Genomic DNA, 18,114 nt, shown 5'->3' with positions numbered 1-18,114 from the left:
GTGGTGAATATATGGAAAAGGAATTATTATCCGCTATTAGAGAAATAATGAGAGAAGAGTTAAAACCAATTAGAACACAACTTGATGAACATACAGTGATATTAAATGAGCATACTGAGATATTAAATGAACATACTGAGATACTAAACCAACATACTATTATTCTTAATGAACACTCACAAAAACTTGATGAACATTCACAAAAGCTAGATGAACATTCACAAATACTCAGAGCTTTAGAACATTCTGCTGAGATAGCTAAGGCAGAAAGGGATATTATGATGCATGATATTGCAGAAGTAAAATGTGATGTAACTGCAATTAAAAAAGATTTATACAGAGTAGAAGAAGCAACAGCAAATAATTGGGCTGATATTGCTAAATTAAAAAAAATAAACAATAATGCTAAGTTTATTTAACTCCTTCTTTGAAGGAGTTTCTTTATGCAATTAATAATTTTACAAAATGATGTAACATTGATATAATGAAAAATATAGATTTTTTAACTGTTAAGGAGAGGTAAAGATTGTTTAAGCCAATAAAACAAAAAAAAGTTTATCAACATGTAATTGAACAAATACAAAATATGATTATTTCAGGACAACTTAAAAAAGGAGATAAGCTTCCTGCTGAGAGAGACTTGTCTGAGCAATTAGGTGTTAGCAGAGCATCAATAAGAGAAGCTTTAAGAGCCTTAGAAATAATAGGATTGTTAGAAAGTAAACAAGGTGAGGGTAATTTTATTCGTGATAACATAGGAAATAGTTTTTTTGAACCTCTTTCAGTAATGTTTTTATTAAATAAAGGAAAAAAAGAAGAAATTTTAGAATTAAGAAAGATGATTGAAGTTGAAACAGCTGCTAGTGCTGCAACTAAAATAACTAATAATGATATAGAAGAATTAAAAGATTTAATGAAAAGATTAGAAAATGCAACAGATGAAAAGGATAGTGCAAGGATAGATAAGGAATTGCATTATAAAATAGCTCAAATTGCAGACAATTCACTTGCAATGAATTTACTAAATGCAATATCTTCACTCATGGAACTATTTATAGAAAATGCAAGAGAGATTATTATGGAGCGTTCAGAAACTAGAAATTTGCTTATAGATCAACATCAAACAATATGTGATGCATTAATAGAAAAAAATGCAATAAAAGCAGCAGAAGCAATGAGGGAGCATTTAAATACAATAAATAGATCAATGATAAATATAAAGAATGAAGATTAAACATAACTAAATATAAATCTGTGGTTAATATAAAAATTCATGGTCATACTATAGAACCATCAAATATTTTAACTGTTTTAGAAAGAAATAAATGTTAGAATAAAGAGTTTCGGATAAAATATTTTATTTAAACTATATTACTTAGAGTTTTCAAACAAAATTAGAAGGTGAATAGCCTTCTTTTATTATGATTAAAAGCAATCACATAGCTTCAGATAAATATTGAATTATATATATGTTATAATGTAATAGTAGTTTAATCAATGATTTAAGAATATAAGTTTATCAATTTGTGAAATTTTACTTAAACTAAATTGTTAATAAATAAAACAGAGAATACTGATTATAAATATGGGTAAAAATAATAATTAAGTAGACTATACATATAAATTAAATGATATAATATTATAGATTACGTGGATTTTATAAAAAATAAATCATGGAGTGATGATATGAATACTAAAGAAAAGCTTGTTGAATTTATGAAAGAACAAGCATATAAACCTTTAAAGAGTAAAGAACTTGCTAAGATATTTGACATACATAAAAATGACATGAAGGATTTTTCTAAGCTATTAAAAGAGATGGAAAAGGAAGGGTATGTTATTAGGACTAGGGAGGATACATATGGTATTCCATCTAAGATGAATCTTATAGTTGGTACATTACAAGGGCATGCTAAGGGTTTTGGATTTTTAATACCAGATGATAAAGAAATCAAGGATATTTTTATAACTTCTAACAATATGAATGGTGCACTTCATGGTGATAAAGTTATAGTAAGATTATTAAGTAGATCTAATAAAAGCAGAAAAGCAGAAGGAGAAATAATAAGAATTATAGAAAGGACTAACGAAATTATTGTTGGTACTTTTGAAAAAAGTAAGAGCTTTGGTTTTGTAGTTCCAGATGATGAGAGAATTAGACAAGATATATTTATACCAAAGGGTTTAACAAGTAATGCCAAAACGGGTCAAAAAGTAGTAGCAAAAATAAATGAATGGCCAAGTAAAAGAAGAAGTCCAGAAGGTGAAGTTATAGAAATCTTAGGTTTTATAGAAGACAAAGGTGTAGATATCTTATCTATTATTAGAAAATTTGACTTACCAGAAGAGTTCCCTCACAAAGTACTAGATGCAGCAGATAGAATCGAAGAGGAAGTTTTAGATAGCGAAATTGATAAAAGAGTAGATTTGAGAGATAAGATAATATTTACTATAGATGGAGCGGATGCAAAAGATTTAGATGATGCTGTATCTTTAGAGATACTTCCAAACGGTAACTATAAACTTGGTGTTCATATTGCTGATGTTACACATTATGTTAAAGAAAGCTCAGCACTAGACAAAGAAGCAATAAAAAGAGGAACAAGTGTATATTTAGTTGACAGAGTTATACCAATGTTACCTAAGAAGCTGTCAAATGGTATATGTAGCTTACATCCTAATGTAACTCGCCTAACATTGAGTTGTATAATGGAAATTAATAAAAAGGGTAAAGTTGTTAATCATGAGATTGTTGAAACAGTTATTAACAGCAAAGAAAGATTAACCTATACAGATGTATCAAATTTATTAGAGCACGAAGATAAAGAATTGAAACAAAAATATGCTCATATTTACGATGTTCTAAAAAATATGGAAGAACTATGCAAAATTCTAAGGAAACAAAGAGAAAATAGAGGTGCTATAGATTTTGATTTTGATGAAGCAAAAGTGATATTAGATGATGAAGGAAAGCCAATAGAAGTCAAAAAGGCTGAAAGAAGAATAGCTAATAAAATCATAGAAGAATTTATGCTGGTATGTAATGAAACAATTTCTGAATATATGTATTGGGCACAAATGCCATTTGTATATAGAGTTCATGAAGATCCAGACGAAGAAAAAATCACAGAATTCAATAAATTCATTAGAAGTTTTGGTTATATTATAAGAGGAACAAATGAGATACATCCAAAAGAATTGCAACTTTTGTTAAAAAAAGTTGAGGGCAAGAAAGAAGAAACAGTCATTAATACATTAATGCTTAGATCTCTAAAAAAGGCAAAATATAGTGAAGTTCATGGTACTCATTTTGGATTAGCAGCAAAATATTATAGTCATTTTACATCACCAATAAGAAGATATCCTGATTTACAAATACACAGGATAATAAAATTGTTTATATCGAATAAATTGGACAATAAGAAGATAAAACATCTTAAAAAGATATTACCAAAGATAGCTGAGCAAGCATCAAAGAGGGAACGAATAGCTGAAGAAGCAGAAAGAGAAACAGAAGATTATAAAATGGTAGAATACATGAGTGATAAATTAGGCCAAGAATTTGAAGGTATAGTTTCTAGTGTTACTTCATTTGGAATGTTTGTAGAGCTAGATAATACAATTGAAGGACTAGTAAGGATAAGTACACTTATGGATGATTATTACATTTATGATGAATTGAATTATTGTCTAGTAGGGGAAAGAACAAGAAGAATACACAAAATTGGAGATGTAGTTAGAGTAAAGGTTGTTAATACTAATTTGACTAAGAGAGAGATTGATTTTGAATTAGTAAGTGAAGAATAGTATTATCATAGGTTGAAATTTCTTTAAATAGTATAAGCGAAAAATAGTTAAAGAACATAAATATTAAAGTTAAAAAACCAATATAAAACATTTGAAGGAATATAAGTGAATTCATTGAGGTTGACAAAATTCATTGATAGATGTATAATAAAATCTAGACAATATTTTGAGGTGTAGTATTATGAAGAAAAACAATGATAAAACACTTGCTAGAAATAAAAAAGCAAGACACAACTATTTCATTGAAGAAACCATAGAAGTAGGTTTAGTTCTAAAGGGAACTGAAGTTAAATCTATGAGACAAGGTAAAGTAAATATAAAGGATAGCTATGCTCAAATCGAAGATGGTGAAATATTTGTTATCAATATGCACGTAAGCCCTTATGAGCAAGGCAATATATATAATACAGATCCATTGAGAAAGAGGAAGCTATTGCTTCATAAAAAAGAGATTAATAAATTAACTGGATATACTACACAGAAAGGATATTCACTGATTCCTTTAACTCTTTACCTCAAAAATGGAAAAGTCAAGATGGAGCTATCTGTTGCTAAAGGTAAGAAACTTTATGATAAAAGAGATAGCATAGCAAAAAGAGATGCAGAAAGACGGATGCAAAAGCATATGAGTCCAAAATATTAAACTTAATAAAATATCTCGGGGGCGAAATTGGTTTCGACGGGGGTATAGAGTATAGAGTAGCTAGACGTGGTTTGTTTGGATCCACGTAAAACAAATGAACACTAAATATAAACGCAGACGATAATTTCGCATTAGCTGCCTAATAAGCGCAGCTCATCTACTCTAATGGTCCCACCCATTAGATGTTAGATGTCATAGTATGTGGGGAACTACTACAGGGGCTCTCCGACCTGATAGTAGATAAATTGGAGATCGTTGACTAGAAAGTTTGTCGGTGGACGTTCTATGAGACTAAATTTAAAACAGCGACTGTTCTAGGAGAAGCTTTATATAAAGTGCTTTCGGACGTGGGTTCGACTCCCACCGCTTCCACCAAATTTATTGAAAATAATGAAAAACTATCTTTGTAGTAATTTGCAAAAATAGTTTTTTTATTTTTTGTGTATTAGATAATATAAGAAATAATTTTATTATGATACAATGGAACTTATAAAGTGGCATAAAATATATTTGTTACGATACTTCCACTAACGGTTTTAACCGTTAGTGTGTAAGTATCAATAATAAAAATTAATGGTATTATATTTTTATTTTTCAAAAATAAAAAGAGTACCATTTCTAACTTTAGTGAACCTTTTACCAGTAAAACCATTTTTGATTAGTTCTTTTTGCAGAAAATACATAAAAAAACCGTGACTTACTACTAAAATATTAGATTCATTGAGTTTAATGATTTTTTGAACAAAATTATTTATTCTATCAATAGTTTCTTTTTTTGTTTCTTTTTGAGACTCATGAGAATATAACCAAGCTATCCTGGATACAAAGGACCATATTAGACAAGGTAACCTGAGATTTTTACTTGTAAAAGCTGACATAGGAACTTCCCTTAAAATATCGGTTTTTATTATTTCTCCTTTAAAAACACTTTCGGCGGTTTTAATAGCACGATATAAATCACTTGCAAAGCACTTTTCCCATGTTATTTTCCCTAAATTAACATTATTTTCTATAACATCAGCTATATCATAATTATTAACCCATTTATTATATTCATCTGAATTCATTAATTTTGGATAAGTGCAATCAACTTTAAAATGTCTTATCAAACCTATTTTCATTAATTTCACCCTTTCATAATAACGGTAAAATATATTTGTTTTTCCTTTTGCGTTATATAGTGAATTATATATTATATACAAAAAAAATCAAGAATATTTTTTACTCATATATTTTATACAAAAATTGTTTATTTATTCTTGTTTGTAGTATATTTATGTTACATGCTATATAAATAATATATGAAAGTTTTTAAAGATTATTATTTATATAACCTTGAATAATAGTAATAATTAAAGACTATTATTCATAAGAGTTCAATGATAGATAATAGAAGAGCATATTAATATGTGTTTTTAAGCTAGAAAAAAGAATACACGGACTGTATGTGAATAGAATATGAAAGATGCTTAAAAATGAATTTTATTTTTAAGCATTTATTTTTTTAATAGAAAATAAAATACAAAAGTTATTTACGCTTTCTCTTAGATTTTTTCTTTTTAGCAACTGAAAAGCCAAAATGACCAAGTTTTTTGCCAAGTCCAAAATATCCACCATGTGAATAACAAATAGGTTTCGCTTTATTAAGGTGGAAGGAATTATTTTCATCAAGGTATTCATCATCTATGTTGACAGCTACAACTTCAGCTGTGAACATATCGTGAGAACCAAGCGGAATAATATCTTTAACTTTACATTCAATATTAACAGGACTCTCTTTAATCATAGGAGCATCTACTTTAGTTGCTTTTTCTATAGTTAAATTCATTTCCTTAAATTTATCAAAATCTCTACCAGATTTAACACCACAATAATCTGTAGCTTTAACCAAAGATTCACAAGTTAGGTTTATAACAAATTCACCAGTTTCTTTAATAATATCATATGAGTGTCTACTAGGCTTTACAGATATATAGGTCATTGGAGGATTAGTACATATAGTACCAGTCCAAGCAATAGTTATTATATTATAATTATCTTTACAGTTACCACAGGAAACCATTACAGCAGGTAAAGGATAAATCATATTACCAGCTTTCCAACTAATTTTCGTCATTAGTATCAAAACCTTTCTTATAATGTCTAATGAAATATTAACATATAAAATTTAATCATACAAGATGATGCGTATGAAATAATATGGAATTCTAAAGTACGTAATCTTAATTTTAGCTTAGATTCTTATTTATGTTAAAATATAGTTGAAAGATTAAGCAAATATTGTTATAATAAAAATGTTACAACTATAAAAATCAATGAAGGGGAGTGATGATGTTATGAAAAATACAAGTTTATTATTTGCAAAATATAATTATTTAAAACATTGCTCCAAGAATAAGGATATTGATTTTTAAGATACATGATTATGTATCAATTATTATGAAAATTCATATTTACTATACAATCCTTGGGGCAGAAAAAACACTTATATTGTTTCAGGGCTATTTTTATGTCCAAAATTATTAGTTGGAGGGTAAATATGAATAAAATAAAGTATACAAATTTATTAAATAATACATTGAAATTATATGAAGAAAAGGGTAGTTTAGAAGCTTACAAATATATCACAGAAAATAAAGGCTTAGTAATAGGTTACAGTAATGAAGCTCAAATTTATAACTATAGATATGCTTTGGCTGGAGCAGCAGGTCTCGAAAAAGAAGCATTACAAATCATGAAAGAAGCTATATTAGATAAGGGTTATTGGTATTCTTATGACTATTTAATTGAAGATGATGATATAAAATCACTTCATAAATATGATGATTTTCAAAATATGATAAATATATGTAAAGACAGAGAACAACAAGCCAAGAAATTAGCAAAGTCAGAAATTAAAATAATAGATAATAGTGTTAAAGATACTGATGATAAAACACTAATTGTAGCACTACATGGCAATCAAGAGAATATTGAAATAACAGAGGAATATTGGAGGGTGGTTGTTACTACTAATAATAATATATTAGCACTACCACAGTCTTCTCAAATACAGGTTTCAGATGGTTATGTTTGGTATGATGTGCAAAAAGGTTCTAATGAGTTGATGAAACATTATGAGGATTTATTAAAAGAACATAATGTAGGTATAAATAATATAATCGTTGGAGGATTTTCAGCTGGTGCAGGAGTAGTTTTGGATGCAGTTCTAAATGACAAAATACTTGTAAAGGGACTTATACTTGTTGCACCATGGCTTTCTAAAATTGACGAATGGAAGAGTAAGATAAATAAATTGAAACAAAAAGATATAAAAGTATATGTTGTTTGTGGAGATAAAGATGGAGATTGTTTTGAATGCACACAAAAATTTATTAAATTACTAGATGAAGAAAACATCTCTTATAAATATAAACTTATAAAAAATTTAGAACATGCTTATCCTGAAAACTTTGTAGAAAACTTAAAAGATGCACTTTCGTATATTAAGAATAGTGATAAAAATTTTTTGTATAGAGATTACTTAAATGATTTGGGATGGGAGGAATTTTTTCAAAAGCAGTTTATTAAAAAAGATCAATCTCTTTATCCTGCAAAAGTAATAGCACAATATTCTGGAATGTATACTGTAAGAATAGATAATATAGACTATAATGCAAAAATTAGTGGCAAATTTAGATATACTACAAAGCAAATTAAAGATTATCCTGTTGTTGGTGATTGGGTTTTAGTTAAAAAAAGAAGTAACTCTAAACAAGTAATTATAAATGATATTCTTACTAGAAAAAATTATTTTTCACGTAAGATGCCTATATCAGGTGGTAGGAAAATTAAAAATGGGATGATTGATGGTGGATTAACTGAAGAACAAGTGTTAGTGTCAAATATAGATACTGTTATGATTGTTTGTGGATTAGATTCAAATCTTAATATTGCAAGAATTGAACGTTATCTTACCATTATAGAACATAATAAATTGTCAGCTGTAATACTATTGAATAAAAGTGATTTATGCAGTAATACCCAAAAATATATTGAACAAATTAAGAGTATTTCAAATAAAGTAGCTGTTATTGCTTTAAGTGCTAAAGAAAAAACTGGTTTGGAAGAAGTATATAAATACATTAAAAAAGGTAAAACATTAGTATTTGTAGGATCTTCAGGTGTTGGAAAATCAACTCTATTAAATGCATTGTTTAAATCAGATATACAAAAAACTAGTGAAACAAGCACTTATTCTAGCAAAGGAGTTCATACTACTACATCTAGAAAACTATTCTTTCATCCATCAGGGTGTATGATTGTTGATACTCCTGGAATTAAGGAATTGCAATTGTGGGCTGAGGATGATGATATAAACAATGTGTTCAATGATATAATAGAATTAGAAAAACAATGCAAGTTTTCTAACTGTACACACAAATCAGAACCGGGTTGTGCAATCAAAGAAGCTATAGATAATGGTACTTTAGATGTAAAACGATATGATAGGTATTTAACACAATTAAGAGAATTGAAAAGATTACAAGAAAAGAAAAAAGAATATGTTCGTAGAAAAAATCGTAGGAAATAATTAAATTGGGTAAGTTATAAAAATCTGCTATTAGACGCATAGCAGATTTTACTTTCTCTAATTTTATATAAATCTTTAGAAATTTGTTAGAATTATAGTGGTTAATTTTTAGAAAGTGTATGCTATTATAATAATAGAGATATCTCAAAAGGTTTAGGAGTGAAAATATGCATATGTATAATATACTTGTTGTTGATGATGAAAAAGAAATAACTGATGCTATAGAGGTTTATTTAAAAAACCAGAATTATAATGTATTTAAGGCTTATAATGGAGAAGAAGCATTAAAAATATTTGATAGGGAAGAGATACATTTAGTACTAATGGACGTTATGATGCCTAAATTAGATGGCACTAGTGCTACAATAGAGATAAGAAAAAAAAGTACAGTTCCTATTATTATTTTATCTGCAAAATCAGAAGATATGGATAAAATACTAGGATTAAACATTGGTGCGGATGATTATGTTACAAAACCGTTTAATCCACTAGAATTACTGGCAAGAGTAAATTCAAATATAAGAAGATATACCAACTATTCAAACAATGAAATAACTCAAAAGAATAACACTACTATTAAAATTGGTGGTATTGAGCTTGATGATAATAGCAAAGAAGTAATAGTAGATGGAGAAAAAGTGAAGGTTACTCCAATTGAATACAAGATTCTTTATCTTCTTATGAATAATCCTAATAGAGTGTTTTCTATAGAAGAGATTTATGAAAAAGTATGGCAAGAGCCAGCGTATAATCCTGATACAGTTACAGTGCATATAGGTAGAATTAGAAATAAAATAGAAATCAATCCTAAAGTGCCAAAATATTTAAAGGTGGTGTGGGGCATTGGATACAAATTCAAAAAATGATATAGAGGAAAACGAAAATAGTAGTGATGCTCAAAAAGAAAAAGATGAGCAACAAGTTATTCAGAATAATAGTAATGTAGAAATGGATGAAAAAGAAAACACGGAAATACTTGATTACAAAGAAAATTTAATAAATGAAGAAGAAGGGACACAAAAGGTAATTCCCAAAACAGAAAAAAAGCATAGTAAGGTTATGAATTATTCAATAGTTACATTTCTATTTTTACTAATATTTTCAATGATTTCTGTATATAGTTATGTACCGATTAGGAATGAAGTGTTTAAAAATCATGATGTTACTGAAGAATATTTAGAAAGTGAAGATTTCAGCTATAATTTGTTAAGATATACGAAAAGTATATTATATTCATTAAATTCTGATGATAAAGATTATTATAATAGATATGAGGATGCAAAAAGTATAATTTATTATGCCACTAACAATAACAATCAATTATGTATTAGTAATAATGAAACTATGACTAAAGAGATAAAACAAAATAAAATAAAAGATAGCCAGTTTTATTTATTTCTAAAAAGTGATGATCAAGGTTTGTTTTCAATAGAAACTATAACTAATGAAAAATTTGATAAAAATAGATTTTTAAACGATTTGAATTTAAACAATGAAGATGATAAGTATGCAAATTTTAGTATAGAATATATAATTCCTAAGGATTTAACTGGATATGAAGATAAATTTATATATGATTTTAAAAATTATAATTTTGAAAAATATATAATACTAATTTTAATAATAGGTGTAGTAGGCGTTATAATTCTAAGCATTATTGCTTTAATGATGAGTTATTCTTCGCAAAGCAAGAAAAAAATGTGTAGGCTATATAATGTTCTACCATTAGAGTTTAAAGCATTTATATTTGGTGGTATTGCTATAGCTGTTGATTGTTTATCATATTCTGATTTTTATAATTTTAATGTTGTAGATATGGTTTGTAACGTAGATTTTAACTTTCATATAATAGGAATACTAGTTACGTTTATGGTATATTTATTCGTATATATAAATATTGTATATTTAAAAAGCATATATCATAAAGGAATTTTAAATGGTTTTATTAAAAACAGCATAATAGGAAAAATAAGTGCTATTTTAGTAATTAAGATATTAAAAACAGTCAAAAATTTCTTTAATTTAGAGAAAAATATGCATATAAAACTTATAATAATTCTTGCTATAAATTTTGTAGTATTATGTGCTATTGCTATACCTTTCAACTATATGTATGGAATAACGATAGCTGTATTGTATTCAATACTTTTATTCATGTTTCTATTAAGGTTTTTAATGAAAATAAAAAAACTAAACGAAGCAAGCAATCAATTAGCTAGTGGTAAATTTGATCTTGAATATAATGAAGACATGGGTATTTTTAAACCTGTATTTGAAAACTTTAATAATATTAATAAAGGCTTTATAGTAGCTATAGATGAAGCAACAAAAAGTCAGCAGATGAAAACAGAGCTGATTTCAAATGTATCTCATGATCTTAAAACACCTCTTACATCAATTATAACTTATGTCGATTTGTTAAAAAATGATGAAATTGATGATAAGACTCAAAAGAAATATATTGAGATACTTGACAAAAAGTCTAAAAGATTAAAAGTTCTTATAGAAGATTTATTCGAAGCGAGCAAGGCAAACAGTGGTAATATCGAGTTGTGCTTAGAAAATGTAGATGTAATAGCATTATTTAGACAGACTTTAGGGGAATTAGAAGAAAAAATGAATGAAAGTTCTCTTGATTTTAAAATAAATTTACCCATAGATAAAGCAATTTGTGAATTAGACGGCAGAAAGACATTTAGAATATTTGAAAATATTATGAGTAATATTTTTAAATATTCTATGAATAATTCAAGAGTATATATAGACGTTGAAGAAAATGATAAACAAATAAGTTTTATATTTAGAAATATTTCGGCATATGAAATGAATTTTAATTCAGAGGAAATAATAGACCGTTTTACAAGAGGAGATAAATCTAGAAATACAGAAGGTTCAGGACTAGGGCTTGCAATAACCAAAAGTTTTGTAGAAATTCAAAAGGGAAATTTAGAAATAATTATAGATGGAGATCTTTTCAAACTTATAGTTACTTTTCCAAAGAACTTAGCCTAAATTGAAATTAACATATTTCACTTTGAACCAACAAAAAAGCAGACCCTGAAAATATTTCGGGTCTGCCTTTTTAAATGTTAAGCATCAAACATAATTTTTTCATTATTGAAAGAACTAGTAATAGCTTTAGTAAGGATTAGAGTTGTTATGACAGAAGATAATATAGTAAATATAAAACCCTGCATACTTAGCTCAAAGTTTAATATCGCTTTAATAGAAGCTATACCTCCGTAGATTGGAATAGCATACTTATATGTCTGTAGTGTACCATTGCCAAACATAGATGAGAAGGAAGCTAGCATAACAAGCATATATACTGGTGTTATATATGTAGTCGCTTCTTTTACAGATTTAGATTTTACAGATATTAGACATATCATGCCAACATTAATTCCTACCATAGTAATCATGATTAATAAAAGTTGAATATATTGCATGATAGTAAACTGAGGTAAACCTCCTCCTACAGGCATAAAACTAGATGAAAATGGTACGGATAAAGCAATGCCAACAAAAGAACAAAACGCACTTATAACAGCTATAATAGCAAGTCCGGCCATTTTACCATAAGCTATAGTTTTTCTTTTGACTGGTGTTAATAAAAGATTAGCCATTGTTCCTCTTTCTTTTTCACCTGCTATTGAGTCTGTACCTACTCCTATAGTAGAAGAAAACAATATTAGACCAATTAACATAGGTAGTATCCTGCTTAATAATTTTCCTTTTTCCTTGTTTTTATTAACAACTTTACTATCCTTGTTAGTTGAATCTACAGCGAATGCTTTGACATAATTTATATTTGTGTATCTTTTAGTTAGTATACTTTTTTCATATTGATTTAACACATCATTGATAAACAAGTCTCTTGCACTTCTTGAGTATTCCTCTGATGGATTATAATACGTTTTAATCTCAGGAAGAGTATCTCTAGTCTTATAATTTACTACATCTGTGTCAAACTCATCATTAAATACAATTAATAAATCTACATCACCATTAAGTATAGAATTTTTAATACTATCAGTATCATTTTTTTGAACGAAGTCTAAATTTATCTCATTTTCCAAAGTTACATTATTATAAAAATCTTTGAAGCTTTCAGAACTGTTTTGCACATACACAATAGGAGTATGCTGTTCTATATCATCTACCATACTAGAAGATAATTTTCCCATTATTGAATAAATAATAAATATACTTAATGCTGGTAGAATGAACAATGAAAAAATCAATCTTTTATCAGAAAAAACTCTTTTTAATTCTTTTTTTAATATTGCAAGTAACATTAATGCACCACCTTATTTATTAATATTTTGTTTATATAATTTAAAAAATGCATCTTCCAAATCCTTTGAATTTGTATCTTGTAATATTTCATCAATAGTGCCATTAGCTACTATTTTACCATTAATAATAATTCCAACTTTATCACATAATTTACTTGCAAGTGTCATAATATGCGTTGACACTATTATAGTTTTACCCTTTTCTTTAAGTACTCGTAAATAGTCTAGTACAGCTCTAGCTGTTATTATATCAAGTCCAATAGTTGGTTCATCAAATATAACTACTTGAGGATCATGAATTAAACTAACTGCAATAGATAGTTTTTGCTTCATTCCTGTTGATAAATCTTGTATTTTCTTATCAGCAAAAGAACTAATTTCAAAATAATCAAATAGCTCTTTAGTTCTGTTTGCAATAGTTTCTTTATCTAGGCTATGCAAACTCCCGAAAAATTCCATAGTATATGCAGGGGTAAAATGCGGGTCAAGTTTAAGTTCATTAGTAAGAAAACCAATTCTTTTTCTAACTTCTATTGAATCTTTAACAACATCATATCCATCAATTAGAATATGTCCATCAGTTGGTTTGAGCAAAGTTGCTATACTTCTCAGTGTGGTTGTTTTACCTGCACCATTAGGACCCAGTAAACCAAAAATCTTACCTTCTTCAGCGTAAAAAGAAATGTTGTCTACAGCTTTTTTTATGCTTTCCTTTGTCTTTAGTTTAGACATTTGTTTTTTATTTAACTTATATATTTTAGTAAAGCTTTTAACATCAATCATAATTTAATTATCTCCTCACTTTATTAATAGATTTAGCTTTATGTTTAACAATATACCATAGTAGGTTTATCATTACAATCAATATTAAGTGTAATTACAAATATTTATCTTTATTTATTTCAACTATAAAAGTGTAGTTTTAATCGCAGTTCAATAAGATTATACGCATCTTTTTTCACCATTAAGGCGTTAGTCAATTTTACTTTACATAAAACTATATATTAAAAAGAAGCTGTTTTTTAGACAGCTTCTTTAGAGACTTATATAAAACATAGATTTTTGTTAGTGTAAAAATTGAATGTATTACTTTGTTGTTTGACACTGATTTTGCACAATTTCAGTTTTGAAAATTCTACTAACGCTTTTATAAAGAACTGCTGTTAATACTGAGTTAATAGATGCTTTGATCAAATTAAAAGGTATAATAGCTGGTAAAAGCATTGCTTTAACAGCAGATACAGGAACATTCAAAAACTTAGTAGTAAAGAAAAAGTTTAAAGGAATCATCATAAGAGTCATGCATAAAGAACCAACAACTAAAGCAAGTACGCCGCCCTTGAAAGAATGTAATTTTTTATATATAGTCCCTGCTACAATAACCATAGTTCCAGTAGCTATAACGTGCATAGTAGCACCGATTATTCCACTGCCAGCACTTACAGTTAGAGCTTGAATAGCAGATATAATAATAGTTATTATTAGTCCAGCACCCGGTCCATATATAAAAGCTCCCATTAGAGCAGGTACATCACCCGGTTCATACTCTAAAAACGGTGCTGCGGGTATTATAGGAAATCTAATAAAAAACATTAATAGAAACCCTATAGCTGCTAACATAGCTAATTTAACCATTCTGTTTACATTATTTTTCATATTAAAAACCTCCTGATATTTAATATAATCTTCTATCTGAGATTTAAAAGCTCTATTTATCATGTCTATGATAATAATAAAAACCCCTAAATAACTTCAGGGGTTTAAAAATCAAAAATTTTATCTTCTTTCATCCAGACTTTACTGTCGGCTCTGGAATCTCACCAGATCAGCATAGGCTCGCGGGCTAACGGAGTATATCCGCATTACCGCCGGTAGGGAATTACACCCTGCCCTGAAGATTATATTATCTTTTATTTACAAGTTTATTGTAGCATGTATTTCACATAAAAACAAGTAAAACTTGATAGTATTTTAACGAACTGCAAAGTTACATAAATTTGAAAAAATGTAAAAAAATAATATAAAAAAGCATTTTTCTTCAACATAGCTTTTTTATATTTTCTAAATATAGTATACAATACAAACAGCATTTAGGCAAGCATTTTTGAGAAAAAAACAGGTTATTAAAGATAAAATTCAAATTTATTTTTTCAAAGTAATACTTAGCCATAAAATTGACTTTTAAAAAGAATAGTTTTAGTGTACAATATCTATACTTGACTGATTCTGTGTAGTGTATTTTATAATCTATAGGAAATTATATCCCCTAAACTAAGGATAAATATAATTTCCCTTATTTGAGAGGAGGAAATAAAATGCACAAAGATTTTAAAAATGAAGAAAAACATCTTCAAAATACTTGTTCATGTATGAAAGATATTATTGAACATTTAAGAAATGAAACAACAAAACTTCAAACAAAAGTTGACGAACTAAAAAAAGAAGCAAAAGGTGTATTTAGCAATGACATGGTGATTAACTTAGAACTATTACAGGCAAAGTTAAAAAAGCTATATATGTTAGAAAAGGCAATAACAAAGCCCTACTTTGGTAGAATTGATTTTCAGGAATTAATGAAAGAAGAACCAGAAGTTTTTTATATTGGAAAGACCAGTGTAGAAAAAAATGATAAAATGATGGTACTAGACTGGAGAGCTCCAATATCAGGATTGTATTATAGCGGTGAAATTGGCGAAGTTATGTACCAAGCACCTGGAGGAGCATTTATAGGAGATCTAACACTAAAACGGCAGTACGAAATAAATGATAGTAAACTTATAAATGTTTTCGACAAGGGAATTACTCCTATGGATGAATATCTCTTTTCGGCATTATCGGAGAAAAAAGATAACAGATTAAAAGATATTGTTACAACAATTCAAGGAGAACAAAATGACATTATAAGGGCAGAAAAAGATAGTACATTAATAGTACAAGGCTCAGCAGGAAGTGGTAAAACAACAATAGTCCTTCATAGAATAGCTTATCTTTTATACACATATCAAGATATACTAACAGCTAATAACATACTTGTAATAGTACCAAATACATTATTTCTAAATTATATATCAGATGTGTTACCAGACCTTGGCGTTACGGATATAAATCAAACAACTTATCAAAAGCTGATAGAAACGCAGATGGGAAAGAAATATACAATAATTCCAAACGAACAAAAACTATTAAAAATGCTTGATTATACAAATTTAACAAAAGAAGATAGAGAGACAATTGAGCTGGCTTCTAAATTTAGAGGATCACTTACAATGAAACAAATAATAGATGATTATATCAAAAGTATCTTACCAAGCTTTGTACCAGATGAAGATTTGAAAATAGATGAATATATAGTGTTTAGCTCAAGAGAAATTAAAAGCATGTTTTATAAAGAGTTTAGCTACTTACCATTGCTTCCAAGAATAGATCGTATAAACAGCTATATGAAAGCTAGTTTAAAAGAAAGAATACAAAACATATCAAGTAAAATTGACCTTATATATAGTAAAAAAGTTAAAGAGATTAAAAGAAATGTTACAGAAGTAGAAGATAGGGAAAAAACTCTTATTGAAATATACAACGAGAGAGATAGTAAAATAGAAGATGTAAAAATTAAGTCAAAAAAATGTATCAAAGAATATTTTGATAAATGGCAAAAAATTGATATTGAAAAAGTATACAAATCATTAATTACAGATGAAGACTTATTAAAAAAATATACTAGTGACTATAAAGAAATAGCTTCATATTGCAAGAACTTATTTACTACTGATAAATATGAAATAGAAGATTTGACCCCTCTAATGTATCTATATTTTGAACTTATAAGTTCTACAATAAGACAATACAGACATATAGTAATAGATGAAGCTCAGGATTACAGTCCATTTCAGATGTATGTAATTAAAAAACTCAATATTTCCAACTCATTTACCATAGTTGGTGACATATCTCAAGGTATACATTCATATAGAGGTATAAATAATTGGTCCGAGCTAATGAAAGATGTTTTTGAAGAAAAATATTTGAATTATTTAAGTTTAAAAAAATGCTATCGTTCAACAATAGAAATAATGGATTTTGCCAATAGTGTTTTAGATAAATACCCGACTAGAGATATAGTGCTATCAGAACCAGTATTAAGACATGGAGATAAACCTGAAATAAGTGGTTATAAAAATATAAACAACATGATAGACAGTATAGAAAACACAATAAAAGCATTAACTAAAAAAGGTAATAAATCAATAGCTATAATATGTAAATCATCAAAAGAAAGCAAGTTTGTATATAATGAGTTAATAAATAGAGGCGTGAAAGTCAGCCTTTTGACAGACAAAGATACCGAATATAGTGGTGGTATTTTAGTAATGCCAGTTCATTTAGCAAAAGGTTTAGAATTTGATTCTGTACTAATATATAACTGCTCTAATAAAAATTATCCTAAAGATAACATATGTATTAAATTACTGTATGTAGCAATAACAAGAGCATTGCATAATGTGTATGTTTATTATACAGATGAAATTTCAGAATTAATAAGATAAAAAAAGCTAGCCATTTTGATATGATACTTCCAAAGTAGACAGTTTAATTAATTAAAATTAGATTGTTTACTTGGAGGTATTTTTATTATGGGAAGAAAACCAAAATTAAGTAAAGAAATAAAAGTAAAAGCATGTGAAGATTATAAGAATAATCAAGGTAGTTTTATTAGCATAGCTAAAGCTTATGGAGTTAATAAAGAATCTGTTAGACGATGGTATTATAGCTATTTAAATCATGGACCTGATGTA

13 protein-coding genes, 1 other RNA gene and 1 riboswitch are annotated in these 18,114 nt (G+C 27.6%); of the genes, 9 read left to right on the top strand and 5 right to left on the bottom strand.

All coding sequences use genetic code 11. The annotated features are described in order from the left end of the window. Window positions 1-11: 11 nt before the first annotated feature. The 5 genes from AYC61_RS13905 (at window position 12) to ssrA (ending at window position 4,825) form a co-directional block, all read left to right on the top strand. On the top strand, window positions 12-419 hold the full coding sequence (locus tag AYC61_RS13905; protein ID WP_242866802.1) for a hypothetical protein: 408 nt from the start codon (window positions 12-14) through the stop codon (window positions 417-419). A gap of 107 nt (window positions 420-526) precedes the next feature. Next, entirely contained in the window at window positions 527-1,234 is a 708-nt protein-coding gene (locus AYC61_RS13900; protein WP_066503599.1) for a FadR/GntR family transcriptional regulator, read from the top strand. Between the two features lie 452 nt (window positions 1,235-1,686). Continuing rightward, window positions 1,687-3,807, top strand: coding sequence for a ribonuclease R (gene rnr, locus AYC61_RS13895; RefSeq protein ID WP_066503597.1), 2,121 nt, complete (start codon window positions 1,687-1,689; stop codon window positions 3,805-3,807). A 181-nt stretch (window positions 3,808-3,988) separates the two neighbouring features. Further along, window positions 3,989-4,450, top strand: a complete 462-nt coding sequence (gene smpB, locus AYC61_RS13890) for an SsrA-binding protein SmpB (protein ID WP_066503596.1) — start codon at window positions 3,989-3,991, stop codon at window positions 4,448-4,450. 17 nt (window positions 4,451-4,467) lie between these two features. Next, window positions 4,468-4,825, top strand: a transfer-messenger RNA (tmRNA) gene (gene ssrA, locus AYC61_RS13885). Window positions 4,826-5,037: 212 nt separating this feature from the next. Here the strand turns inward: ssrA and AYC61_RS13880 are convergent. Continuing rightward, window positions 5,038-5,571: a phosphoglycerate mutase family protein gene (locus AYC61_RS13880; RefSeq protein ID WP_066503595.1), complete on the bottom strand. Its 534-nt coding sequence runs from the start codon at window positions 5,569-5,571 to the stop codon at window positions 5,038-5,040. A gap of 407 nt (window positions 5,572-5,978) precedes the next feature. After that, on the bottom strand, window positions 5,979-6,566 hold the full coding sequence (locus tag AYC61_RS13875; protein ID WP_066503593.1) for a flavin reductase family protein: 588 nt from the start codon (window positions 6,564-6,566) through the stop codon (window positions 5,979-5,981). Between the two features lie 423 nt (window positions 6,567-6,989). Between AYC61_RS13875 and rsgA the strand changes: the two genes are divergently transcribed. From rsgA to AYC61_RS13855, 3 genes are all read left to right on the top strand, one after another. Then, window positions 6,990-9,023, top strand: a complete 2,034-nt coding sequence (gene rsgA, locus AYC61_RS20755) for a ribosome small subunit-dependent GTPase A (protein WP_082759971.1) — start codon at window positions 6,990-6,992, stop codon at window positions 9,021-9,023. Between the two features lie 167 nt (window positions 9,024-9,190). Next, window positions 9,191-9,889 carry a response regulator transcription factor gene (locus AYC61_RS13860; protein WP_066503590.1) on the top strand — a complete coding sequence of 233 codons (699 nt, stop codon included), beginning with the start codon at window positions 9,191-9,193 and terminating at the stop codon, window positions 9,887-9,889. Then, window positions 9,867-12,035, top strand: a complete 2,169-nt coding sequence (locus AYC61_RS13855; RefSeq protein ID WP_066503588.1) for a sensor histidine kinase — start codon at window positions 9,867-9,869, stop codon at window positions 12,033-12,035. Before AYC61_RS13860 ends, AYC61_RS13855 begins: the two co-directional genes overlap by 23 nt. Window positions 12,036-12,112: 77 nt before the next feature. Here AYC61_RS13855 and AYC61_RS13850 read toward each other — a convergent pair whose 3' ends face one another. The 3 genes from AYC61_RS13850 to AYC61_RS13840 all read right to left on the bottom strand — a co-directional run bounded on the left by AYC61_RS13850 (window position 12,113) and on the right by AYC61_RS13840 (window position 14,977). After that, on the bottom strand, window positions 12,113-13,321 hold the full coding sequence (locus AYC61_RS13850; protein WP_066503586.1) for an ABC transporter permease: 1,209 nt from the start codon (window positions 13,319-13,321) through the stop codon (window positions 12,113-12,115). A 12-nt stretch (window positions 13,322-13,333) separates the two neighbouring features. Further along, entirely contained in the window at window positions 13,334-14,104 is a 771-nt protein-coding gene (locus tag AYC61_RS13845; protein ID WP_066503582.1) for an ABC transporter ATP-binding protein, read from the bottom strand. 303 nt (window positions 14,105-14,407) lie between these two features. After that, entirely contained in the window at window positions 14,408-14,977 is a 570-nt protein-coding gene (locus AYC61_RS13840; RefSeq protein WP_066503580.1) for an ECF transporter S component, read from the bottom strand. Window positions 14,978-15,095: 118 nt separating this feature from the next. Continuing rightward, a riboswitch (FMN riboswitch) is annotated at window positions 15,096-15,224 on the bottom strand. Between the two features lie 412 nt (window positions 15,225-15,636). On the opposite strand from AYC61_RS13840, the gene helD reads away from it, so the two are divergent. Further along, window positions 15,637-17,865, top strand: coding sequence for an RNA polymerase recycling motor HelD (gene helD / locus AYC61_RS13835; protein WP_066503574.1), 2,229 nt, complete (start codon window positions 15,637-15,639; stop codon window positions 17,863-17,865). Window positions 17,866-18,114: the final 249 nt, after the last annotated feature.

This window comes from Abyssisolibacter fermentans, from assembly GCF_001559865.1.
Classification (GTDB): Bacteria; Bacillota; Clostridia; order Tissierellales; family MCWD3; genus Abyssisolibacter; species Abyssisolibacter fermentans.
This window is presented reverse-complemented; position numbering and strand designations above follow the sequence as displayed.